Origin of the sequence: Rothia mucilaginosa (genome assembly GCF_049990865.1) — a bacterium.
Taxonomy (GTDB): Bacteria; Actinomycetota; Actinomycetes; order Actinomycetales; family Micrococcaceae; genus Rothia; species Rothia mucilaginosa_I.
This window is the reverse complement of record NZ_CP188231.1, coordinates 2,135,547-2,154,922: the sequence shown is the minus strand read 5'-3', so window position 1 is coordinate 2,154,922 and position 19,376 is coordinate 2,135,547. Positions and strand designations below refer to the sequence as shown.

General features: G+C 61.1%; 12 protein-coding genes. 5 read left to right on the top strand and 7 right to left on the bottom strand.

What is annotated here, in order from left to right; all coding sequences use genetic code 11:
- Positions 1-339: 339 nt before the first annotated feature.
- The 4 genes from ACP3RB_RS08435 (at position 340) to ACP3RB_RS08420 (ending at position 5,010) form a co-directional block, all read left to right on the top strand.
- Positions 340-1,530: a Fic family protein gene (locus ACP3RB_RS08435; protein ID WP_426699033.1), complete on the top strand. Its 1,191-nt coding sequence runs from the start codon at positions 340-342 to the stop codon at positions 1,528-1,530.
- 247 nt (positions 1,531-1,777) lie between these two features.
- Positions 1,778-2,302, top strand: a complete 525-nt coding sequence (locus ACP3RB_RS08430) for a DUF4242 domain-containing protein (RefSeq protein WP_311473699.1) — start codon at positions 1,778-1,780, stop codon at positions 2,300-2,302.
- A 30-nt stretch (positions 2,303-2,332) separates the two neighbouring features.
- Positions 2,333-3,418, top strand: coding sequence for an acyl-CoA dehydrogenase family protein (locus ACP3RB_RS08425; protein ID WP_426699032.1), 1,086 nt, complete (start codon positions 2,333-2,335; stop codon positions 3,416-3,418).
- Between the two features lie 257 nt (positions 3,419-3,675).
- Positions 3,676-5,010: a uracil-xanthine permease family protein gene (locus tag ACP3RB_RS08420; protein ID WP_294629845.1), complete on the top strand. Its 1,335-nt coding sequence runs from the start codon at positions 3,676-3,678 to the stop codon at positions 5,008-5,010.
- 298 nt (positions 5,011-5,308) lie between these two features.
- Here ACP3RB_RS08420 and ACP3RB_RS08415 read toward each other — a convergent pair whose 3' ends face one another.
- From ACP3RB_RS08415 to ACP3RB_RS08405, 3 genes are all read right to left on the bottom strand, one after another.
- Positions 5,309-6,121: an HAD-IIB family hydrolase gene (locus tag ACP3RB_RS08415; RefSeq protein WP_426699031.1), complete on the bottom strand. Its 813-nt coding sequence runs from the start codon at positions 6,119-6,121 to the stop codon at positions 5,309-5,311.
- Between the two features lie 101 nt (positions 6,122-6,222).
- Positions 6,223-6,768 carry a YbhB/YbcL family Raf kinase inhibitor-like protein gene (locus tag ACP3RB_RS08410; protein WP_426699030.1) on the bottom strand — a complete coding sequence of 182 codons (546 nt, stop codon included), beginning with the start codon at positions 6,766-6,768 and terminating at the stop codon, positions 6,223-6,225.
- A gap of 83 nt (positions 6,769-6,851) precedes the next feature.
- Complete coding sequence (locus ACP3RB_RS08405) at positions 6,852-7,787, bottom strand: carbohydrate kinase family protein (RefSeq protein ID WP_426699029.1); 936 nt, start codon at positions 7,785-7,787, stop codon at positions 6,852-6,854.
- A 288-nt stretch (positions 7,788-8,075) separates the two neighbouring features.
- On the opposite strand from ACP3RB_RS08405, the gene ACP3RB_RS08400 reads away from it, so the two are divergent.
- Positions 8,076-9,512, top strand: coding sequence for a glyceraldehyde-3-phosphate dehydrogenase (locus tag ACP3RB_RS08400; protein WP_044149993.1), 1,437 nt, complete (start codon positions 8,076-8,078; stop codon positions 9,510-9,512).
- A gap of 147 nt (positions 9,513-9,659) precedes the next feature.
- On the opposite strand, the gene ACP3RB_RS08395 is transcribed toward ACP3RB_RS08400, so the two are convergent.
- The 4 genes from ACP3RB_RS08395 to ACP3RB_RS08380 form a co-directional block, all read right to left on the bottom strand.
- Positions 9,660-10,856 (bottom strand): putative glycoside hydrolase family 15 protein, encoded by a 1,197-nt coding sequence (locus ACP3RB_RS08395; protein WP_424826990.1) that lies wholly within the window; start codon positions 10,854-10,856, stop codon positions 9,660-9,662.
- Positions 10,846-12,561 carry a GT4 family glycosyltransferase PelF gene (pelF, locus tag ACP3RB_RS08390; protein WP_426699028.1) on the bottom strand — a complete coding sequence of 572 codons (1,716 nt, stop codon included), beginning with the start codon at positions 12,559-12,561 and terminating at the stop codon, positions 10,846-10,848. Before pelF ends, ACP3RB_RS08395 begins: the two co-directional genes overlap by 11 nt.
- A gap of 33 nt (positions 12,562-12,594) precedes the next feature.
- On the bottom strand, positions 12,595-13,950 hold the full coding sequence (locus ACP3RB_RS08385; protein WP_426699027.1) for a hypothetical protein: 1,356 nt from the start codon (positions 13,948-13,950) through the stop codon (positions 12,595-12,597).
- Between the two features lie 394 nt (positions 13,951-14,344).
- Complete coding sequence (locus tag ACP3RB_RS08380) at positions 14,345-19,234, bottom strand: NAD-glutamate dehydrogenase (RefSeq protein WP_426699026.1); 4,890 nt, start codon at positions 19,232-19,234, stop codon at positions 14,345-14,347.
- Between the last annotated feature and the right edge of the window lie 142 nt (positions 19,235-19,376).

Here is a 19,376-nt window from a genome sequence, read left to right as displayed (position 1 = left end):
GGCAGCGTGAGCGTGTAGGCGGGCGCATATAGGCTTAGCGTAAATAGGGCCCCGAATCCTTGAATTACCAAGGGTTCGGGGCCCTTGCTGTATGCCCTGGCGTAAGTTCCCGGCGCATGCTCTGGTGTATGCCCCGGCGGCTGGAGCGCTGGAGCCCGGAATGCTGAGGGAAGGTTCAGGAGGGGCGTTCGGGGCATGTTCCTTAATGAGACAATCCGCGCGGATTTTCTTATTAAGCGCCTTAATAAGAAAATTGAAGTGTATTGTCTTATTAAGACCCTGCTTAAGACCCCCCCCCCCCCCGCACGACCAGCAAGACGACACTCAGGAGGAGGAAGCATGCCCTCAGCCATCACCTGGCCCGCCCTTGATTGGGAGCCGCAAGACCCCTGGGTTCACCGAGACGCCCTCGCCTCCCGACGCGCAACGCGCCGCAACTCCGGCACCTTCTCCAGCGCCGTACCCGCCTCCATTGCCGAACTCAACGTCGAACTCAGCCCCGCACTGCGAGCGCGCCTCCAGGAGAACGCCACCGCAATGACCCGCTTCGATGAGCGGCTCCACCACATCGGCAGCATCCCCTTCTCCGCTGTTCTTCTGCGCGGCGAATCCGCCTCCAGCTCGCAGATTGAAAACCTCACCGTTAGTGCACGCAGGCTCTCACTGGCTGTCCTGGGTGCAAGCGGGTCGAAGGTCGGCGTTAACGCTGAGCTGGTGGCACGCAACGTTCACGCCATGCGTGCAGCCCTGAACACTGCTGAAAACATTAGCGTCGATAACATCCTCGCGATGCACCGCGAGCTGACCCGCGGCCTGCAGCAAGACTCCGGTATGCTCCGCACCCAGTGGGTGTGGATTAAGGGTGATTCGCCGGTAACTGCCGACTACGTAGCGCCGCATCACGAGAGGGTTCCTGCCGCCCTCGAAGACCTTGTAGCCTTCATGAACCGCCGCGATATTGACCCCCTCGCGCAGGCGGCTATCGCGCACGCCCAATTTGAAACGATCCACCCCTTCACCGACGGCAACGGCCGAACCGGGCGCGCCCTCATCTCCGCGCTCCTGCTCGCCCGCGGCGTCACCCGCCACGTGATTCTGCCCGTCTCCTCCGGGCTGTTGCACGATACCGAAGGGTACATTCAGGCGCTCACCGACTACCGTGCAGGCGATGCCGAGCCCATCATCGAGCTCTTCATTGACGCCACGCAGAAGGCAATCACCAACGCAGAAATCCTGGCGCAAGACATTGAAATCCTGCGCGATGAGGTGCTGTCCATTGCCCAGCGTAAAACCCCTCTCCTGCGTTCCCTCACCGATCTGTGCTGCACCGAGCCCGCCTTCACCGCACACATGGTGGAGGAGCACACGCAGGGATCCCGAGCTAGTGTGTATCGCCTCCTCAACCGCATGGTGGAGTTGCAGATCTTGCGTGAAGAACGCGTCAAAATTCAGGGGCAAAAAGTGTGGACTGTCCCCGCCCTCAACCGTGCCCTCGACGACTTTGCGGCACGAGCAGGACGACGCGGATAGAAGCACCTGCGGGCTCGATAACCCGCACGAAAATTCCGCGGCCGCAGGCGGGTTCCATTGCACGGAACTGTGACGATTTATGTCTCCGCGTGAACACACATGACGAAACACGGGGTCAAAAAGGACGCATTAAGCCACGAACAGAAATCTATTAGACAGTCTTCAACCACAGGTCTAAGGTGAATTCAGAACGAGCCGGAAAACCCCTTCCGACACGACCCACCAACCCTTAGCCGAGGAGAAAATCATGGCACTTTATCTGGTAGAACTGACCCCCGCACAGCCGTCCAAGGACGAAGCAACCGCACTCATCGAGACCGTCAACTCGTCCCTGACCAACGGCGCCGAGCTCATCGAAACCCAGGTCTCCGCAGACCACAAGATCGTCTTCGTCATCGTCGAAGCTGAGAACACCGCATTCGGTCCCGACCTCACCGCAGCAATCGGTGAACGCGCAACCGTCGCAGGCCCCGACGCAGTCCGCCTGGTCGGTGCAGAGCTCGAAGACATCAAGAAGCTCAAGAAGGACGCAGACTACCTGGTTGAGTGGGACATCCCCGCAGAAATCACCATGGAACAGTACCTGACCCGCAAGAAGGCAAACGCCCCCAAGTACGCTGAAGTACCCGAGGTTTCCTTCCTGCGCACCTACGTTCGCGAAGACACCGCAAAGTGCCTCTGCTTCTACGACGCACCCGACGAAGAAGCTGTTGTTCGCGCCCGTAAGGCCGTCAGCACCCCCATCGACCGACTGTTCAAGCTGCACGCATAGACGCGATGCTCCCCGCTTAGGAGAAACCCCATGTCCGAGTTCACCCTCGAACCCCTCTACGACTACCCCCAGCGCGAGCAGGTGCTCGCCCTCGCCCGAACCCACGCAGATGCTGTCGACCGCGGCGAGCGTTCCCCCTTCGAAAACCTGCGCGAAATCGCTAAGGACGGCCTGATTACCCTGGGTCGCGACGGCGGTTCCCTGGTCCCCCAGGTTTCGGTGGCTTTCGACCTTGCTACCGAGGACGCCTCCACGGCGTTCTCCCTGTGGGCTCACCGCTCGACCATCGCGTTCTTTGACGCGACGGGTCGCGAGCTACCCGCCGGCCTGGCGGATGCGACCGTCAGCGGCACTACCGCCATGGCGGCAGCGTACAAGGAAGCTTCGGGCCTGGCACCAATCAAGGTGGAGGGCACCCTCGTTGAGGGCGGCCTGAAGCTGAACGGCTCCGTGTCGTGGGCGTCGAACCTGTACCCGGGCGGCGTGATCGTTCTTCCGGTGGCTGTTCAGAACGCCCCCGAGGGTCACCCGGACCGCTACATCGTGACGGTCCGCCAGGACGTTGAGGGCCTGAGCATTGCCTACCACCGCAACCTGCTGGCGTTGAACGGTACCGAGTCCGGCACCCTGAAGTTCGAGGACGTTTTCGTTCCGAGCGAGGACATTCTCAGCGACAACATTGAGGCGTTCCTGCGCGATGTGACCGCGCCGTTCCTGCTGGTTCAGTCCTCGTTCTGCCTGGGTCTTGCCGCTGGTGCCCTGCAGGAGGCTGCTAAGCACCTGGACGTCTCCCAGGGTGTGTTCCGTCCGGAGTTCCCGCTGATTCTGACGGAGTACCAGAGCCTGCGTGAGGAACTGGTTCGCCTGGCGTCTGAGCCGGAGCGTGCTGAGCGTCGTGACCTGCTGAGCCTGCGTCTGGGTGTTTCGCACTTTGCGACCATTGCTACTCACTTTGAGCTGCAGGTTGTTGGAGGCGCCGGTTACGTGGCTGAGTCCCCGACTGCTCGTCGCCTGCGTGAGGCGTCGTTCCTGCCGGTTCAGTCGCCGACCGAGGGTCATCTGCGTTACGAGCTGGCACGTTACGATCACCTGGATAACCTGCGTGACGCTCTCTAAGCTCATGAGCTGTGTGTAGCGAGTGTTTTTATTCGCTCTTTGCATCAATACCCCGTATATGCCTTAAACCGCATATACGGGGTATTGATGCATTCTGGGCTATATACGGGATACCGTGCCCACAATAAAGGAATATACGCCCTAAATTAACGTATCCCTGCTCATATTTATAGCCGTTTAGCTGTGGCCTACGCCTGTATACGCGTAGAATTATGTGGAATTTTATACACCACCACATTCACCTCAGGAGCTCCCCTTTGAGCATCTCTAAACTTCTCGGCTTTGACTGGTCGGTTCACGGCGATGGCCGAAGCATTAAGCCTGGTTCCTTCGTCGCCCCGAACGAGCGCCTCGCCTGGCCGATTACCATCGGCATCGGCGCGCAGCACGTGGTCGCAATGTTCGGTGCAACCTTCCTCGTGCCGATTATTACCGGCTTCCCTCCGGCAACTACCCTGTTCTTCTCGGGTATCGGCACGGTCCTGTTCCTGCTGATTACCCGCGGCCGCGTCCCCTCCTACCTGGGTTCTTCGTTTGCGTTCATTGCGCCCCTGGCGGCTGCCATGAACTCGCACGGCCCCGCTGGTGCCCTCGGCGGTATCGTCATGGCGGGTATCGCGCTGTTCCTGGTCGGTCTGATTGTTCAGTTCGCTGGCACCGGCTGGCTCACCAAGCTCATGCCCCCGGTCGTCACCGGTTCGATTGTGGCGCTGATTGGTTTCAACCTGGCAAAGAGCGCTAAGGACAACTTCATGGTGGCACCGGTGACCGCATTGGTGACCCTGTGCTCCATCATCCTGATTTCGGTGCTTTTCAAGGGCATTATTGGCCGCCTGTCCATCCTGCTGGGTGTGGGCATCGGCTACATTACCGCTGTGATTCGCGGCGAGGTCGACTTCTCTAAGATTGATACGGCTGTGCAGACTCAGGGCATCATCGGTCTGCCGCACTTCCAGACCCCCGAGTTCCACTGGGAGCTCGCCGGCCTGTTCATCCCCGTGATTCTGGTGCTCGTGGCTGAGAACATCGGCCACGTGAAGTCTGTTGCTCTGATGAGCGGCAAGAACCTGGACGACTACTCCGGCCGCGCCCTCATGGCGGACGGCCTGGCAACCACGATTGCCGGTATGGGTGGCGGTTCCGGTACCACCACCTACGCTGAGAACATCGGCGTGATGGCTGCGACCAAGGTGTACTCCACCGCGGCGTACTGGGTGGCTGCTATCTTCGCGATTGCGCTGTCCATGTTCCCCGCATTCGGTGCTGCAATTGCGACCGTTCCCGCGGGTGTTCTGGGCGGTGCCGCAACCGTGCTGTACGGCATGATCGGTATGCTCGGTGCCCGTATTTGGAGCGAGAACCGCGTGAACTTCTCGAACCAGATTAACCTGACCACCGCCGCTGTGGCGCTGATTGTGGGTATTGCGGACTACACCTGGACCTTCGGTGAGCTGTCCTTCGCCGGTATTGCTCTGGGTACCGCTGCGACCCTGATTATCTTCCACCTGATGACCTTCATCGCGAAGTACACGAAGGCTGCTGGCGACCCGCTGGAGCCCTTCGACCCTGAGAAGAGCACTGAGGTGCACTAGGCGCCCGACCGCCCGCTGGAGTGATTCTCCTGAGGCGTAGGCTGTAAGAAAAGCGGCCCGGATGGATTGGTTTCCATCCGGGCCGCTTTTACATCTTCTGGGTATTACACACAACTGCCACCCTGCTTAGACACAAATCAGATGTAAATCAGACACAAAAATTTGAGTCTAGACATAAATTTTTATGTCTAGACTCAAATTTTTTATGTGTAGACATAAAAGTTTATGTCTGAGTTATGTCTGTTATGTCTGCGGAGGCTCACCCAACCGCTCATGCTGAATAGCTAGTGCTGGGCGGCTAGGACCGTTCGGCGAGCATCGCCTCAATCGTCTGCGCCACACCGTCCTCGTGGAAGGACGGGCAGGTACGACCCACCTTCGCAATAAGCGCCGGCTGGCCCGAGGCCATGGCGAAGCCCTCCCCCGCCCAGCAGAGCATCTCCGCGTCATTCGGCATGTCACCAAAGGCCATCACCTCGTGCGCCTCAATGCCGTGGCGTGCCGCGAACTTCTCCAAGATCCGCCCCTTATTCACGGTCTTCGAGCCCATCTCCACGAGCGGCTCACCAACCACACCGCGGGTCACCGACACCAGCGAACCCACCGCCTGATGCACGCGCGCCTGCAGAATATCCGGGTCCATGCCGGGCACCCGAATCAGGTACTTAATGACCGGGGTTGAGCCGATATGCTCGAGCGCCTCGGTGATTTTCGCCTCCACCACGCGGGCACCCTCAAGCACCTCACCGCCCTCGTGCGGGCCCTGAATATAGACGGTGTCCACGGTTTCGAGGGTGTAGGTGGCGTCGGGGAACATGGGTTCCAGCAGCTCGTGAGTACGGGCAATCACCGCCGGGTCAGCGCCGTTGACTTCTTCCACCTCGTTCGCGCCCAGGTGGTACACCACGGCACCGTTGGAGCAGATGGCGTAGGAGTCGAAGTCGGTCTGCTCACGCAGGGGCGTGAGCCAGCGGCTCGGGCGTCCGGTGACGAAGACGATATCGATTCCGGCGGCGCGGGCGGCCTCAAGGGCGCGCAGGGTCCGCGGACGGAACCGGAAGTCATGCCCGATGAGGGTGCCGTCCAGGTCGCTGGCGATGAGTTTAATCATGCAGTGTTTGCCTTCAGTGGTGGGGTGTATCGGTGCTGGATAAAGCGCGGGACTGGCGAGACTGCGCCGCTATGTCGGTGTGCCTCTATGTCGGTGCGCCGCTATGCCGCCGGTTCCGCGTAGGTGACGGTCAGGAACGCGCGACCCAGACCGTGGCCGAGCAGGTTAAAGTTCACAACGGCGGGGCTGGCGTTCTCGTCAATATCGAGCTTCTCCACATCCACAGCGGTGACGCAGAAAATGTAGCGGTGCGGGCCGTGACCAGCCGGAGGGGCAGCACCCAGGAAGCCCGCCACACCGGCGTCGTTGCGGTGCGTCAGGGCGCCGGCGGGTGCATCCGCACCAGTGTCAATGCTGGTCACGCTGGCGGGAATATTGGAGACGGTCCAGTGCCAGAAGCCGCTGGGGACCGGCGCATCCGGGTCGAAGCAGGTCAGCACGAAGGACTTGGTGCCCTCGGGGAAGCCGCTCCAGGACAGCTGCGGGGAGCGGTCCTGGCCGCCTGCCACGCCGAAGAGGGCGGAGCGCATCCATTCGGGGGCGGTGCCGCCGTCCTGAACGTCGGTGGAGGTCAGGGTGAATTCGGGAAGTTCGGGCAGGCCCGCGTAGGGTTCGCGGGGCAGGGGTGCGGTGCCGATGTTGGTCATGATGCTCCTCAGCGTTGGGGTGCGGGTGGATATGGCGACGCCGGCGGACAGAGTGAGCTATCCGCCGGCGAGGCGTAGATTATTTAGCCGTTGAGTACGGCGTCGAGTTCTTCGCGGGTGGGCGGGTTAGCGCCCGCGCGGGAGACAGTGATGCCGGCTGCGGTTGCAGAGAAACGCAGCAGGTCGGCGATGTCTTCGGCGGTCAGTGCGGCGACCTTGGTGCGCGCCTCAGCGCCGGCGATACCGCGATCGAGCAGACCCGCAATGAGTGCCGCCATGAGGGAGTCGCCGGCACCGACGGTGTCCGCAACCTCAACGCGGTGTGCGGGCTGGCTGATGCCCTCGGGGTACTTCTTGGTGAAGGCGATGGGGCCGTCCTCGCCGCGGGTGATGACCATCAGCTCGGCGCCGAGGTCAAGCCATGCGCGTGCGGTGTCGTCGAGGGAGCGGTCGGGGTAGAGCCACTGCAGGTCCTCGTCGGATGCCTTCACGACGGTGGAGAGGGACACGAACTTTTCAGCCCAGGCACGGGCCTCATCAACATTGTGGATGAGGGTGGGGCGGCAGTTCGGGTCGTAGCTGAGCAGGGCACTGTCACGGGCTGCTTCGAAGGCTGCGGCGACCACGTGCGCGCCGGGTTCGAGCATGGCGGCGATGGAGCCGGTGTGTACTGCATCGGAGGTGCGTGCCAGTTCGGTGAGCTTCTCGGCGACGGAGTCGAGGGACCAGGTGATGTCGAATTCGTACTCTGCTGCGCCGTCGGCACCGATGGTTGCCTGGGCGACGGAGGTGCGCTCAGCACTGTGCTCGAAGGGCAGGGTCACCTGGGATGCTTCCAGGTGCTCGTCAATGCTCTTGCCGTAGGCGTCGGGGCCGTAGTGGCCGACGAAGTTGGTGGGGTGGCCGAGGCGGCGTGCGCCGACGGCTACGTTCATGGGCGATCCGCCGGGGTAGGCGCGGGTTTCTCCGTCGTGCTGGTGGACGACGTCTACGAGTGCTTCACCGATTACAGTCAACATGGTTTCAATTCTACTCATGTTTTCCGGGTCATGACGTGCGTTTTTGTGGGTATTTAAAGTGGTTTTACTTTCCCTTTTGAGGGCTTGTGTTGGCTTACCGTGTGGGTTCCCAAACTACCTTCTGTCTCTTCTGACTTTTAGCTTCAATATCGCTATTTTTGAGGGTCTGGAAGGGTTCACACGGGTTAGACTTAAACCGACGCCGGGTCTTTGAACGCCCGGCACGGTATTGACGCGACAGCATCGTCGCGCCACCCTCCAACGACGAAGTTAGGAAGAAGGTCATACGTGACGACTGCAACCGCTACCTGGGTTAACCGTGAGGCTACCGCAGAGGAGCTGATCCCCCTCATCGGTAAGCTGCACCGCGAGAACGGCGTGGTGCTGAGCATTCACGGCCGCAGCCTGGTCAACAAGTCTGTCATTGAGCTGCTGAAGCTGCACGATTTCGTATCCCACATCGATGGTGCGCCCCTGAACCCCGCGCACTCCCTCGAGCTGGTTCGTGCCCTGGCTGAGCTGAACCTGGGCGCGTGCTCGATTAACATTGCTGCTCTGCACAAGGCACACCGTGAGGCTGGCTCCCCTGAGCTGTCCATGTGGCTGCCCGAGCAGCTGGGTTCCTCCGTGAACCACCAGGGCGACCAGCCCAAGGAGCAGGACGTTGTGCTGTACGGCTTCGGTCGTATTGGTCGCCTGCTGGCTCGTATTCTGCTGGAGCGCTCCTCCTCGCCGCTGGGTTCTGGCCTGAACCTGCGCGCTGTTGTGGTTCGTAAGAACGGCGATCAGGACCTGGTCAAGCGTGCATCCCTGCTGGAGCGCGACTCGGTTCACGGCCCCTTCAAGGGCGTTATTGAGGTAGACGAAGAGAACAGCACCATCATCGCTAACGGCGTGCCGGTTCGCTTCATTTACTCCTCTGACCCGAACACCGTTGACTACACCGAGTACGGCATCAACGACGCTCTGCTGGTGGACAACACCGGCCGCTGGCGCGACGTTCCGGGCCTTGAGCAGCACCTGAACCGCCCCGGCATTTCTCGTGTTCTGCTGACCGCTCCCGGTAAGGGCGACATGAAGAACATCGTGTTCGGCGTGAACGACAACGTCATCACCGATGAGGACAAGATCCTCTCCGCAGCATCCTGCACCACCAACGCGATCACTCCGGCACTGAAGGTTCTGGATGACGCATACGGTGTTGAGCGCGGCCACGTTGAGACCGTCCACGCGTTCACCAACGATCAGAACCTGATTGACAACTTCCACAAGGGTGACCGCCGCGGCCGCTCCGCTGTGCTGAACATGGTCATCACCGAGACCGGTGCTGCGAAGGCTGTTTCGAAGGCTCTGCCGCAGCTGGAAGGCAAGCTGACCGGTAACGCTATCCGCGTTCCCACCCCGGACGTCTCCATGGCAATCCTGAACGTGAAGCTGACCAAGCCCGCAGGTTCCGCTGAGGAGCTGAACGAGCTGTTCCGCCGCGAGTCCATCGACGGCGAGCTGCGCCGCCAGGTGGGCTACTCGGATTCCCCCGAGGCTGTTTCCACCGACTTCGTGGGTTCCCGCACCGCGGGTGTTGTGGACTCGCTGGCTACCGTGGTGACCGATGACTCCGCAATTGTCTACGTCTGGTACGACAACGAGTTCGGTTACTCCTGCCAGGTGATTCGCGTTCTGGAGCGTATGGGCGGCTACGACGTCCCCTCCTACCCCGCTAAGTAGGCTACCCCAGCTCATCTAGCACACATATAACGAACCCACCGGTGCATATAGCCATTTGGCTATATTGCCGGTGGGTTTGTTGATGAGGTTATAAACGCTGGCACGCAGTGCCGCACAGAAGCTCAGAAAAGCTGCGCAAGCGGCCAATTACGCCTTACGGCGGTACACCACACCCTGATGCGCCCGCAGCGTGAAGCTCGAGGGCACCGGGCGGTCTGCCGCATCCACCAGACCGGAGGGAGCCTTCACGGTCACATCCTTCGAGCCGGTGTTCAGAGCAGCCCAACCGCCCGTAAAGGCACGAGTCTGAGCGGTCTGCTGAGCGATAATACCGCCGACCGGATCCCCCAGGTCATAGGAGAGCTCAGGTGCGTGCGGGATCTCGTCGTAAGCGTCGTGGTGGGTTGCGCTGATGCCGGTGAAGGCGCCTCCACCGAACACCCAGAAGCCCGCCAATCCGTAGAGGAAATTTTCATCCGTGCCGGTAATCGCAGCCTTGCGGTCGCTCAGCGGGGTACGCAGAATCGTCACCTTCTTCTGCGAGGCGGCACTACGGCCACCCAGGCCCGCAAAAGTAGCACCCAGGTTCACCTCGCCCGCCGAGCCGTTCGCAATCTCACGGCCCTGCATCACGGCGTACGGCGAAGACAGGTAGTCGTTCGGACCCCAGCCGAGCCACACCTCCTCAAAGCCGCCACCGTAGGCGCTGTGACGCTCCCACTTGCCGTAACGCAGACGCGACTCAGCGATATTGGGCACCAGAATCTTGCCGATTTTATTCAGCTCAATACCGGCGTAGGCAACCAGAAAATCCAGGTGCTCACGGATCTTCGTCATGGACTCCACGCCCTGAATGGGCAGGTCCAGACCGTAGTAGTCGTTCTCCACGTCGTTATCCGCCATGACCCCGTCGAAGGGTGAGTTGCGCATTTCGCGCACCACAGCGTCCACCCAGTGCCAACGGTAGTCAGCGTTCCACACCTGCATCTGGAAGTGCTTGGGGTACCCCTTCCACTCGATACGGTCACCGTTGAGGCGGTGGGCGAAGAAATCCTTACCGGAGTTCGCCATCGACTGCGCCAGCGGATAAGACACACCCGAGGAATAAATCGGGCCGGGCTCGTAGGAGCGGGTGGAAGACAGACACTTATACGCCAGCACCACCATTTGAGGTGCACGCTTCTTCAGGTAGCGTGCCGCGTCCAGTTCCCAGGGCTGCAGGATTGCGACAGAGTAGTTCTTGACCGCAAAATCGAGCTGCTTCTGGGTAATGGGCTTACCGCCGTAGCGGACCCAGGCACCAAACTTGCCGGGTCCGCCTAAACGGGTGAGTTTATTCGCCATCGTACTCCGGGTCGAATTCGGGGGCGCGAGGGGGCAGCTTGCCCAGCTCGCGGTAGATCGTGTTGTAGCGGTCCATGACCAGTCGCAGCTGGAAGAAGCTGACGATACGGTCATAGGCGTTCACACAGTAGCGTTCGTAGATGCTGGGCTCCTCCATGAGGGTGCGCAGCGCCGCCGCGAAGCCGTGAATATCGCCGGGGATGGTCAAGATACCGCAGTTACCGATTTCGTGGCCGTCGGGGGCGACCAGCACATCGTCGATGAGCTGGGACATACCGCCCACGTCGGTGCTGACCAGCGGGATGGACGCAGCCATCGCCTCGAGCGCCACAATCGGCTGACCCTCATTGTAGCTGGGCATGAGCAGCAGGTCGAAGCGGTCGAGCATCGCACGCACGTTCACGGTGCCGTGGAAGGTGATGTACTCGCCCATATTGAGCTCTTCGATGGTGCGCAGGCACAGCTCGTAGTACTCGGGCAGGTGGTCCTTGGGGCCGAGCACGTCCAGGTGGAAGTTCACCAGGCCCTGATCGCGCAGCACCGCGAGGGAGCGAATCAGGTCGGTCAGGCCCTTAATGGGCACCACGCGAGCGATGAACACGAAGCGCCACACGTGGCCGCGACCCTCAGCGAGGATGCGGGCACGCGCCGCCTGGCGGGCGTAGTAGGCTTCCGCCACGGACTCGATGAGCATACCGTTGGGCAGAATGATCGCGCGGTCTTTCTCGCCCTCGTTCATCTGGTCGATGGGCGCACCAATACCGCGTGCCTCTTCCAGAGCCTTGGGGTACAGGTAGGTTGCCATGTCGGCGCTGGGGTAGCAGAAGCGTCCCATTTCGACGAACCAGACGGACCAGGCACGCTCGTCGAGGGTGACCGGGCCCAGGCCGGGGTGCTCACGTTCCTCGTTGAGGAAGGCGTAGTCGGTGGTGACGGGCTTCGCCATGTTGCGTTCGAGCTTGGTGTTCACGGTGTCGCGAATGTAGAGGTTGTGCTCGGTCAGCAGGAAGCTGGTGCCGTGGTCACGTGCGGCTGCGGCGGCGATGAGTGCCGCGTAGCCGGTGGTGTGGGCGTGGTAGACGCGGGCGTACGGCATCCGCTCGTGCAGGAGCGCAAAGAGGATGGAGACGAAGTCGCGCACCTTCCAGAAGAGCTCACCGAAGGGCACCTCGGACAAGAAGCCCAGGCCCGCAATCGCCTGCATGAACTCGCGGGTTCCGAAGAGGCCGAAGAGGTTGTAGCTGCGGGTTGCGGGGTTGATACCCTCGTCGTAGAGCTTCCAGAGGGGGTTCACGTCGCCAGCGATGAGGGCGCTGAAGCCGTCCATGAGGCGCTGGGTGAGCGCCTGACGCTCCGCAAAGCTCATGCGCAGTGCGGAGGGGTCGCAGGCTTCCGCGAAGGCGTCACGGTTGACGTCCAGGCTCAGGTACAGCACCTTGACCCACTTGACGTTCTCGGGCATGCCGTAGAGGTCTTCGTGGGGGGAGTTCTTATCCCAGGCGATGTGAATAATACCGTAGGTCAGATCCGGGTTTTCGCAGACGATATCGTGCACCACCGCGGACACACCACCCTTGAGGTAGGGGTAGGTGGATTCCATGATGATGGCGACGTCAACATCCGGGTATTCGGGGTCGCTGTAGTGGGGGCTGGGAGCCGGAAGCTGCAGCGGCGCGTAGTGGTTTCGGTACATCTGTTCAGTCATTGTCGTATGTATCTTTCGCGGACCGTGCGGTTCTTACCAGGCGAGGGCTCGACGCCAGAAGAGGGAGTACTCGGGTGCTGCCCACGCCTGACGGTAGACGCGGTAGCACGCGAAGGTGAGCACTGCCTCGCCCACGATGATGGGCAGGTAGCCGGTCTCGTTGGGCAGAATCATGAAGGAGATGAAGAGCAGCACCAGGTGCGCTGCGGAGAGCAGCTGCACGGTGACGTACATGGTCATGTACTCAATCTGGTAGATCAGCAGTGCCACTGCAACGAAGAGGAACGCGACGACCAGACCGGAGAGCGCCAGCGGGTAGGACTGCGGCAGGAAGATGTACATCAGGATGCCGGTAACAATGGCGCTGGCGATGTAAATCAGCAGGGAGTTGCGGATCGCGCGGTTAGAAGCACCCAGAGCCTTGGAGGACTCCTCCTGAACACCCTTGTAGGTCAGGCGGTCGAAGATGGTCCACAGGTGCTGAATGCTTGCGTTGACGCGGTCTGCCTCCACCACGAAGAAGTAGTTGTAGGCGATAACGCAGGGGATTAGGCTCAGGTAGATCGCCACGACGTTGATTTCGCCGCCGGTGACCAGGAAGAGCATGTACTTATCAGCCCAGATGATGGAGCCGGTGAAGAAGCCGCGCAGGGCGTCGAGCGCAATGTCCTTGAGCGGGATGCGCGCGAAGTGCAGCAGGTGCACCAGGTCCTTGCCGAGGCTCACCAGCAGGATGAGCGAACCAACCAGCGGCGGCAGGAACCATTCTTTCGGGAAGAAGAGCAGGGCAAGAGTGTAGCCAAGCCACGCGATGAACCAGATGATGCGGTTCTTCGCGAGGTTCGGGATGACCAGCAGCTGCGCGAACGCGATGTTGAGAACGCCCAGGACGAAGAACGCGCCGAATGCAGTCGGGGTCCAGTGCAGTACGAGGGCGACCGGTACGGCGAAGATCAGTACCAGCGGCATGGTCATAAAGAAGAGGTAAAGCCAGTTGCGGGTGAACGCGGTCAGGTCGGTAATGTCCTGGAACTGCGGTTCGGACATGCGTGCGCGTACGGCTCGCGCTTCGGCGCGCTTGAGCTGGTGCTCAAGGGTTTCAGCGTGAATGCGCAGGCCTTCGCGGGCGTCCGCAATCTTCTTGTGCTCCATCTGGATAGCACGGTACAGGGGCAGGCAGGCCGCCTGGCTGAGCCAAGGAACGGTAATGGACGCTGCCAGGATCACCTGGATCAGGGGGACACCATCGAGGTTGTACCGGTTAATGGTCGGGGTGACGATGGGGAAGACGGTGGTCAGCAGTGCGACCGGAGAGACGTAAAGCAGAAAGTTAATGAGGAGGCGCCATACGCTGTTGCTTTTTTCCTCAGTACCGTGGTTGGTGGACAATCTTGCAGACTTTCAGTCGATAATCGTAAAGATTAGGGGCAGTGTGTTTTTGGTTGGTAGCACCGCCTCACGTGCCGCAGAGTGGGGATTCGTCATGCCGAGAAGTGCCGGGTCCCCATGGCTTGCGCTGATGCCGCCGTGAATCAATATACGGCATATATCAACTAAAACCTTTGGTTTCCTTAACCCTCTACTTGATATTTGAAGGGATTTAGGACACATTTCCACACTACATTTAGTGTAAAAACGTATCGTTCCTTGTCAGAAGGGTTTTTCTGCATAGATTTTGCGGTATCCCTCCCCCTGTACAAACTCCCCCTGTGCAAAAGCATCCCGGCCCCTCCGATTGGAGAGAACCGGGATGCTCTAAGCAACCCTAACGGGCCTTAGCTTTTTAGGATGCGCTCGAGAGAGTACGCAGTGCCACAGACACTACAGCCAGGCGCGGGTGACCGGTGACGTCCGGAGCAGCTTCGCGGATCTCCTTCAGGATGCGGTCAATGTTGCCCACGCGGGTCGGGTGGCTCTCAATCCACTCAGCCAGTGCCTTCTGGGCGCCGTCAACAGTGGAGAAGTCGCCCTTCGCGCCCTCAGCCACGGACAGTGCCAGCTCTGCTGCGGTCTCGTAGAGGCTACCGCGCAGTGCCTGACGTGCCAGAATCTCCCAACGGTCGCTACGGGGCAGCTCAGAGATGAGGCCGAGCAGTTCGTCCACCTTGAAGCGGTCGTAGGTTGCGAAGTAGACCGGTGCCAGCGAGGTTGCCTCGAAGTCGTGGTCGCGTGCGGAACGGATGACGTCCAGCAGGGCGTAGCCCTCGAAGCCGCGAATCCAGATGACGATGAGTTCCTCGGGCAGACCCCATGCCTCGCCTGCGTCACGCTTTGCACGAACACGCTCGCGGGAAGTACCGGAGAGGTACTCGGGCAGGTTGTGGCGCATCTCGACGACGGGGCCGAAGGTCTCCAGCAGCTCGGAGATGCTGGTGCCTGCAACTACCCCACGCTCGGTGATGAACCAGCGGACTGCACGATCCAGAACGCGCTGGTTGTCACGCAGGACGGTGAACCATGCATCCAGCGGGGTCTTCGGGGGCAGTTCGCGGTGCAGCTTAGCTGCGGTGCCCAGCTCGAAGAGCTCGCGAGCGACGATGAAGGCGCGTGCGACGGAATCGATACCGACGTTGAACTCCTCCATCACGCGGTATGCGAAGGTGATACCGCCGATGTTGACCAGCTCGTTAGCGACGCGGGTGCAGATGATTTCCTTACGCAGCGGGTGCGAATCCAGGTGCTGACCGAAGCGCTCGACCAGTGCTGCCGGGAAGTAGCTGCGCAGAACGCCTTCCAGGTAGGGGTCGTCCGCGAAGTCGGTCTGCTCCAGTGCGTGGGTGAGGTAAATCTTCACGTACGCAGCCAGGACGGACAGCTCGGGGCGGGTCAGACGGTCGCCGGTGGTCTCCAGGCGAATATCCAGCTCCTCGTCGGTGGGCAGGAACTCGACGGCGCGGTTCAGGCCGGCGTGCTCCTCCAGGTCGTGCATGAGGCGCTTGTACAGGTTGGTGCCCAGGAAGGAACCGTGGAACTCACCCTGCAGCAGAACGTTCTGCTCGACGTTGGTGCCGAGCACCTTGCCGCCCACCTCGTCCTGCAGGGACTCGATGAAGGCAGCACGCTCTTCAACAGGCAGTTCGCCGTGTGCCACGAGGCGGTCCACCAGAATCTTGATGTTGACCTCGCGGTCACTGGTTTCCACACCTGCGGAGTTGTCGATTGCGTCAGTGTTGAGGATGACGCCGTTGCGCGCAGCCTCAATACGACCCAACTGGGTGAAGCCGAGGTTACCACCCTCGCCAACAATCTTGGCGCGCAGGTCCTTGCCGTTGACACGCAGTGCATCGTTAGCCTTGTCGCCCACCTGTGCGTTGGTCTCGGTGGAAGCCTTCACGTAGGTACCGATACCACCGTTGTAAATCAGGTCGACCGGTGCCTTGAGGATGGCAGAAATCAGCTCGGTCGGTGCCAGCTCGGTGACGGACTCGTCCAGGCCCAGAACCTCGCGCACCTCGGGGGTGATCTCGATGGACTTCAGGCCGCGAGAGTACACGCCACCACCTGCGGAAATCAGGTCGCGGTTGTAGTCCTGCCAGGAGGAACGGGGCAGGTCGTACAGGCGCTGACGCTCGTCGAAGGAGACAGCCGCGTTGGGGTTCGGGTCCAGGAAGATGTCGCGGTGGTCGAATGCTGCGACCAGGCGGGTTGCCTTGGAGCGGAGCAGACCGTTACCGAACACGTCACCGGACATATCGCCGATGCCGACTGCGGTGAACTCTTCGGTCTGAGCGTCGTGGCCGAGCTCAGCGAAGTGACGCTTGACGGACTCCCACGCACCGCGTGCGGTGATGCCCATTGCCTTGTGGTCGTAGCCGACGGAGCCGCCGGATGCGAAGGCGTCGCCCAGCCAGAAGCCGCGCTCCAGGCTGATTGCGTTTGCGGTATCAGAGAATGCTGCGGTGCCCTTATCCGCTGCAACCACCAGGTAGTAGTCGTCAGCGTCGCGTGCCACAACACCCTCGGGGCGGACAACGGTCTCGGAGCCGTCAGCACCAACGGAGAGGTTGTCGGTGACGTCCAGCAGGGAGCCGATGAAGACCTTGTAGGACTCGCGGCCCTCGGTGATCCATGCGTCGCGGTCCACTGCGGGGTCGGGCAGCTGCTTGGGGTAGAAGCCACCCTTCGCGCCGGTGGGGATAATGACAGCGTTCTTCACCATCTGTGCCTTGACCAGGCCCAGAACCTCGGTGCGGAAGTCGTCACGGCGGTCCGACCAGCGCAGGCCACCACGTGCGACGCTACCGAAGCGCAGGTGAACGCCCTCAACGCGCGGGGAGTAGACGAAAATCTCGAACTTGGGGCGGGGCAGGGGTGCGAAGTCAATCTCCTGCGGTGCCACCTTGAATGCGAGTGCGGGGCGGTCAGCCAGGTATGCGTTGGTGCGCAGGATAGCGCGAATTACCTTGCCGAGGGAGCGCAGGTAGCGGTCAGCGTCCAGGGTGGGGATCTGGTTCAGTTCCTCAACCAGGGCTGCTTCGATTTCCTCACGGCGTGCGTTGCGCTGCTCATCGTTGAGACCGTTGTTCGGGTCGAAGCTGACCTCGAAGAACTCGACCAGGTGCTTGGTGATGGTCGGGTTAGCGAGCAGGGTGTTCGACATGAAGGACGGAGTGTAGCCCAGGCCCAGCTGAATCAGGTAGTGGTTCAGAGCACGGAACAGACGTACTTCCTGCCAGGTCAGGCCCTCAGCCAGGATCAGGCGGTCCAGGGTATCGGACTCGCGCTCACCGAGCAGGTAGGCGTTCAGGGCATCCTCGTACAGGGAAGCCACAGCGTTTGCGTCCACGCCCTCGGGGAACTGGACCCCAAAGTCGTAGAGGTAGCCGTAGTCTTCGCCGTCCTCAGGCTTGAACTCGTAGGGCTTCTGATCAACAACGACCAGGCCCATATTCTGCATAACCGGCAGAAGCTCGGTGAGGGTGTGAGGTGCGGACAGGTAGGTCTTCAGTCGGGTGGTGTTGGCTTCGCCGGCTTCAACCTTGATTGCGGCGGGCTTCTGGCCCGAGAGAGATTCAAGAATCACGATATCCTCGATTGCTTGTTCTACTGTGTAATCGGCTCGGTAGGCTGCGCTCGTCGCATCTGCCCAGGCTGATGCGAGTCGGCGGCCTTCCGCTCCGGGTTTCCATGCCTCAATAGCAGCTGCGGTTGCTTCCACCCAGGAGCGGGCGGCTTCTTGCAGTCGCTTTTCGAGAGCTTGATGATCCGTCTTCGGCACATCGTTGGGGTTGGTGAGTCGAATGCGGAAAAATAGGCGCGCCAACGATGAGGAGGACAGGTACACCTCATGGTCGATGGCGCTAAGATCAAATTCCTGTTGGAACACCCGCTGAATTCGCGCACACACGTTCGTGTTGTAGCGATCCCGAGGCAGGTACACCACGGCGGAAATAAACCGATTGAACCGGTCGGCGCGCAGGAACAGGCGGGTCTTGCGGCGCTCCTCCAGGCCCATGATGCCGCCGAAGGTCTCGGTCAGATCATTAGCGGAAGCGTGCAGCAGTTCCAGGCGGGGGTAATCCTCCAGGGCACCCAGAAGCGCCTTGTCGGAGTAAGAACCGGGGTGATAGCCGAGGCGGCGGCGCACCATCGCGATACGCTCACGCACCAGCGGAGTCTCAATAGCGGGCAGCGCGTACGCCTGGCGGGTAAACAGACCCAAAATGACGTACTCACCAATCACGCGGCCGTTCAGGTCGAAGCGGCGCACACCAATGTAGTCCAGGTAGTCGTTGCGTGCGACCGTGGAGCGGGAGTTCGCCTTCGTGATGTACAGAGGGCGCGGGAACAGGGCGCGTTCCAGAGTCTCACCCGAAAGAGGGATGCGGCTCTTGCCCTCCGTGGTGCGCAGAATACCGAGCGCCGAACCGGGGCGGTCCACCAGGGAAATAGCGCCGGAGGTGCCATCCAGCACGCGCTCTTTAACGCCCATGAACACGAAGTTGCCGCGGGTCAGCCAGCGCAGGAAGTCCTGTGCCACCTCCACACGGGAGGCAGGCTCCACACCGCGCGGGTTAGCGGCGTAGGATTCCTCGCCGTGACCCAGGGTGGCGCCGCGCAGATCGTACATGGACTGCGCCAGGTCGAAAACGCGGGTGACCATGGCGTCCAGGTCGGTGTGGCAGGCGCGAACGTCAGCGAGGACGCGCTCAACTTCCTTCTCGCAGTGGCGCTGCTCTTTCTCAGTGAGGTAGCGGGTCAGGCGAATCGCAATCCAGGACTCAATAGCGACCGTGGTGCCCTCGGGGGCGTTCTCGCTGAGCTTGAGGGAGGGCACGCCAAGAGTGGCGGTATCACCGCTGGCGAGGTTGCCGCGCATGCCGGTGCCGCGCAGGCTCAGAAGGGTGCCGTCCGGGCCGCGTTCGGCGAGGAAAGTGGGGTGAAGAATGGTGACGAACCCACCAAAGTGCGCGGCAAGGCATGCAGTCAGGGAGCTGACAATGTGCGGCATGTCGTCAGTCGCGACGTACAGGGTGGTGTTGTACTCGTCGTTGCGTACGGCAACGACAGGGGTTTTGGGCAGGCGGATTCGAGCCAGCGCACGGTGGGTGCGAGCCAAATCCTCTAACTCTGCCGGGGTGAACTCTTCACGCTCATCTTCGGGGCTGTTCAGGAAATACTGCTCGACCCATGCATCGGCGCCAGCGAAGTGTGCCATAGCCTTGTCAGTCATTGACAATCTATCCTCCGAATATCGGTATCACTTCACTGTGACGGTGTCTGTGTGGTCTCATGTGCGCGCCGTGGCGCGCGAGCACTTATACCAAGCTTATACCTTTGAGATGTTTCTGTCAGACATATCGCTCTTGTGGAGG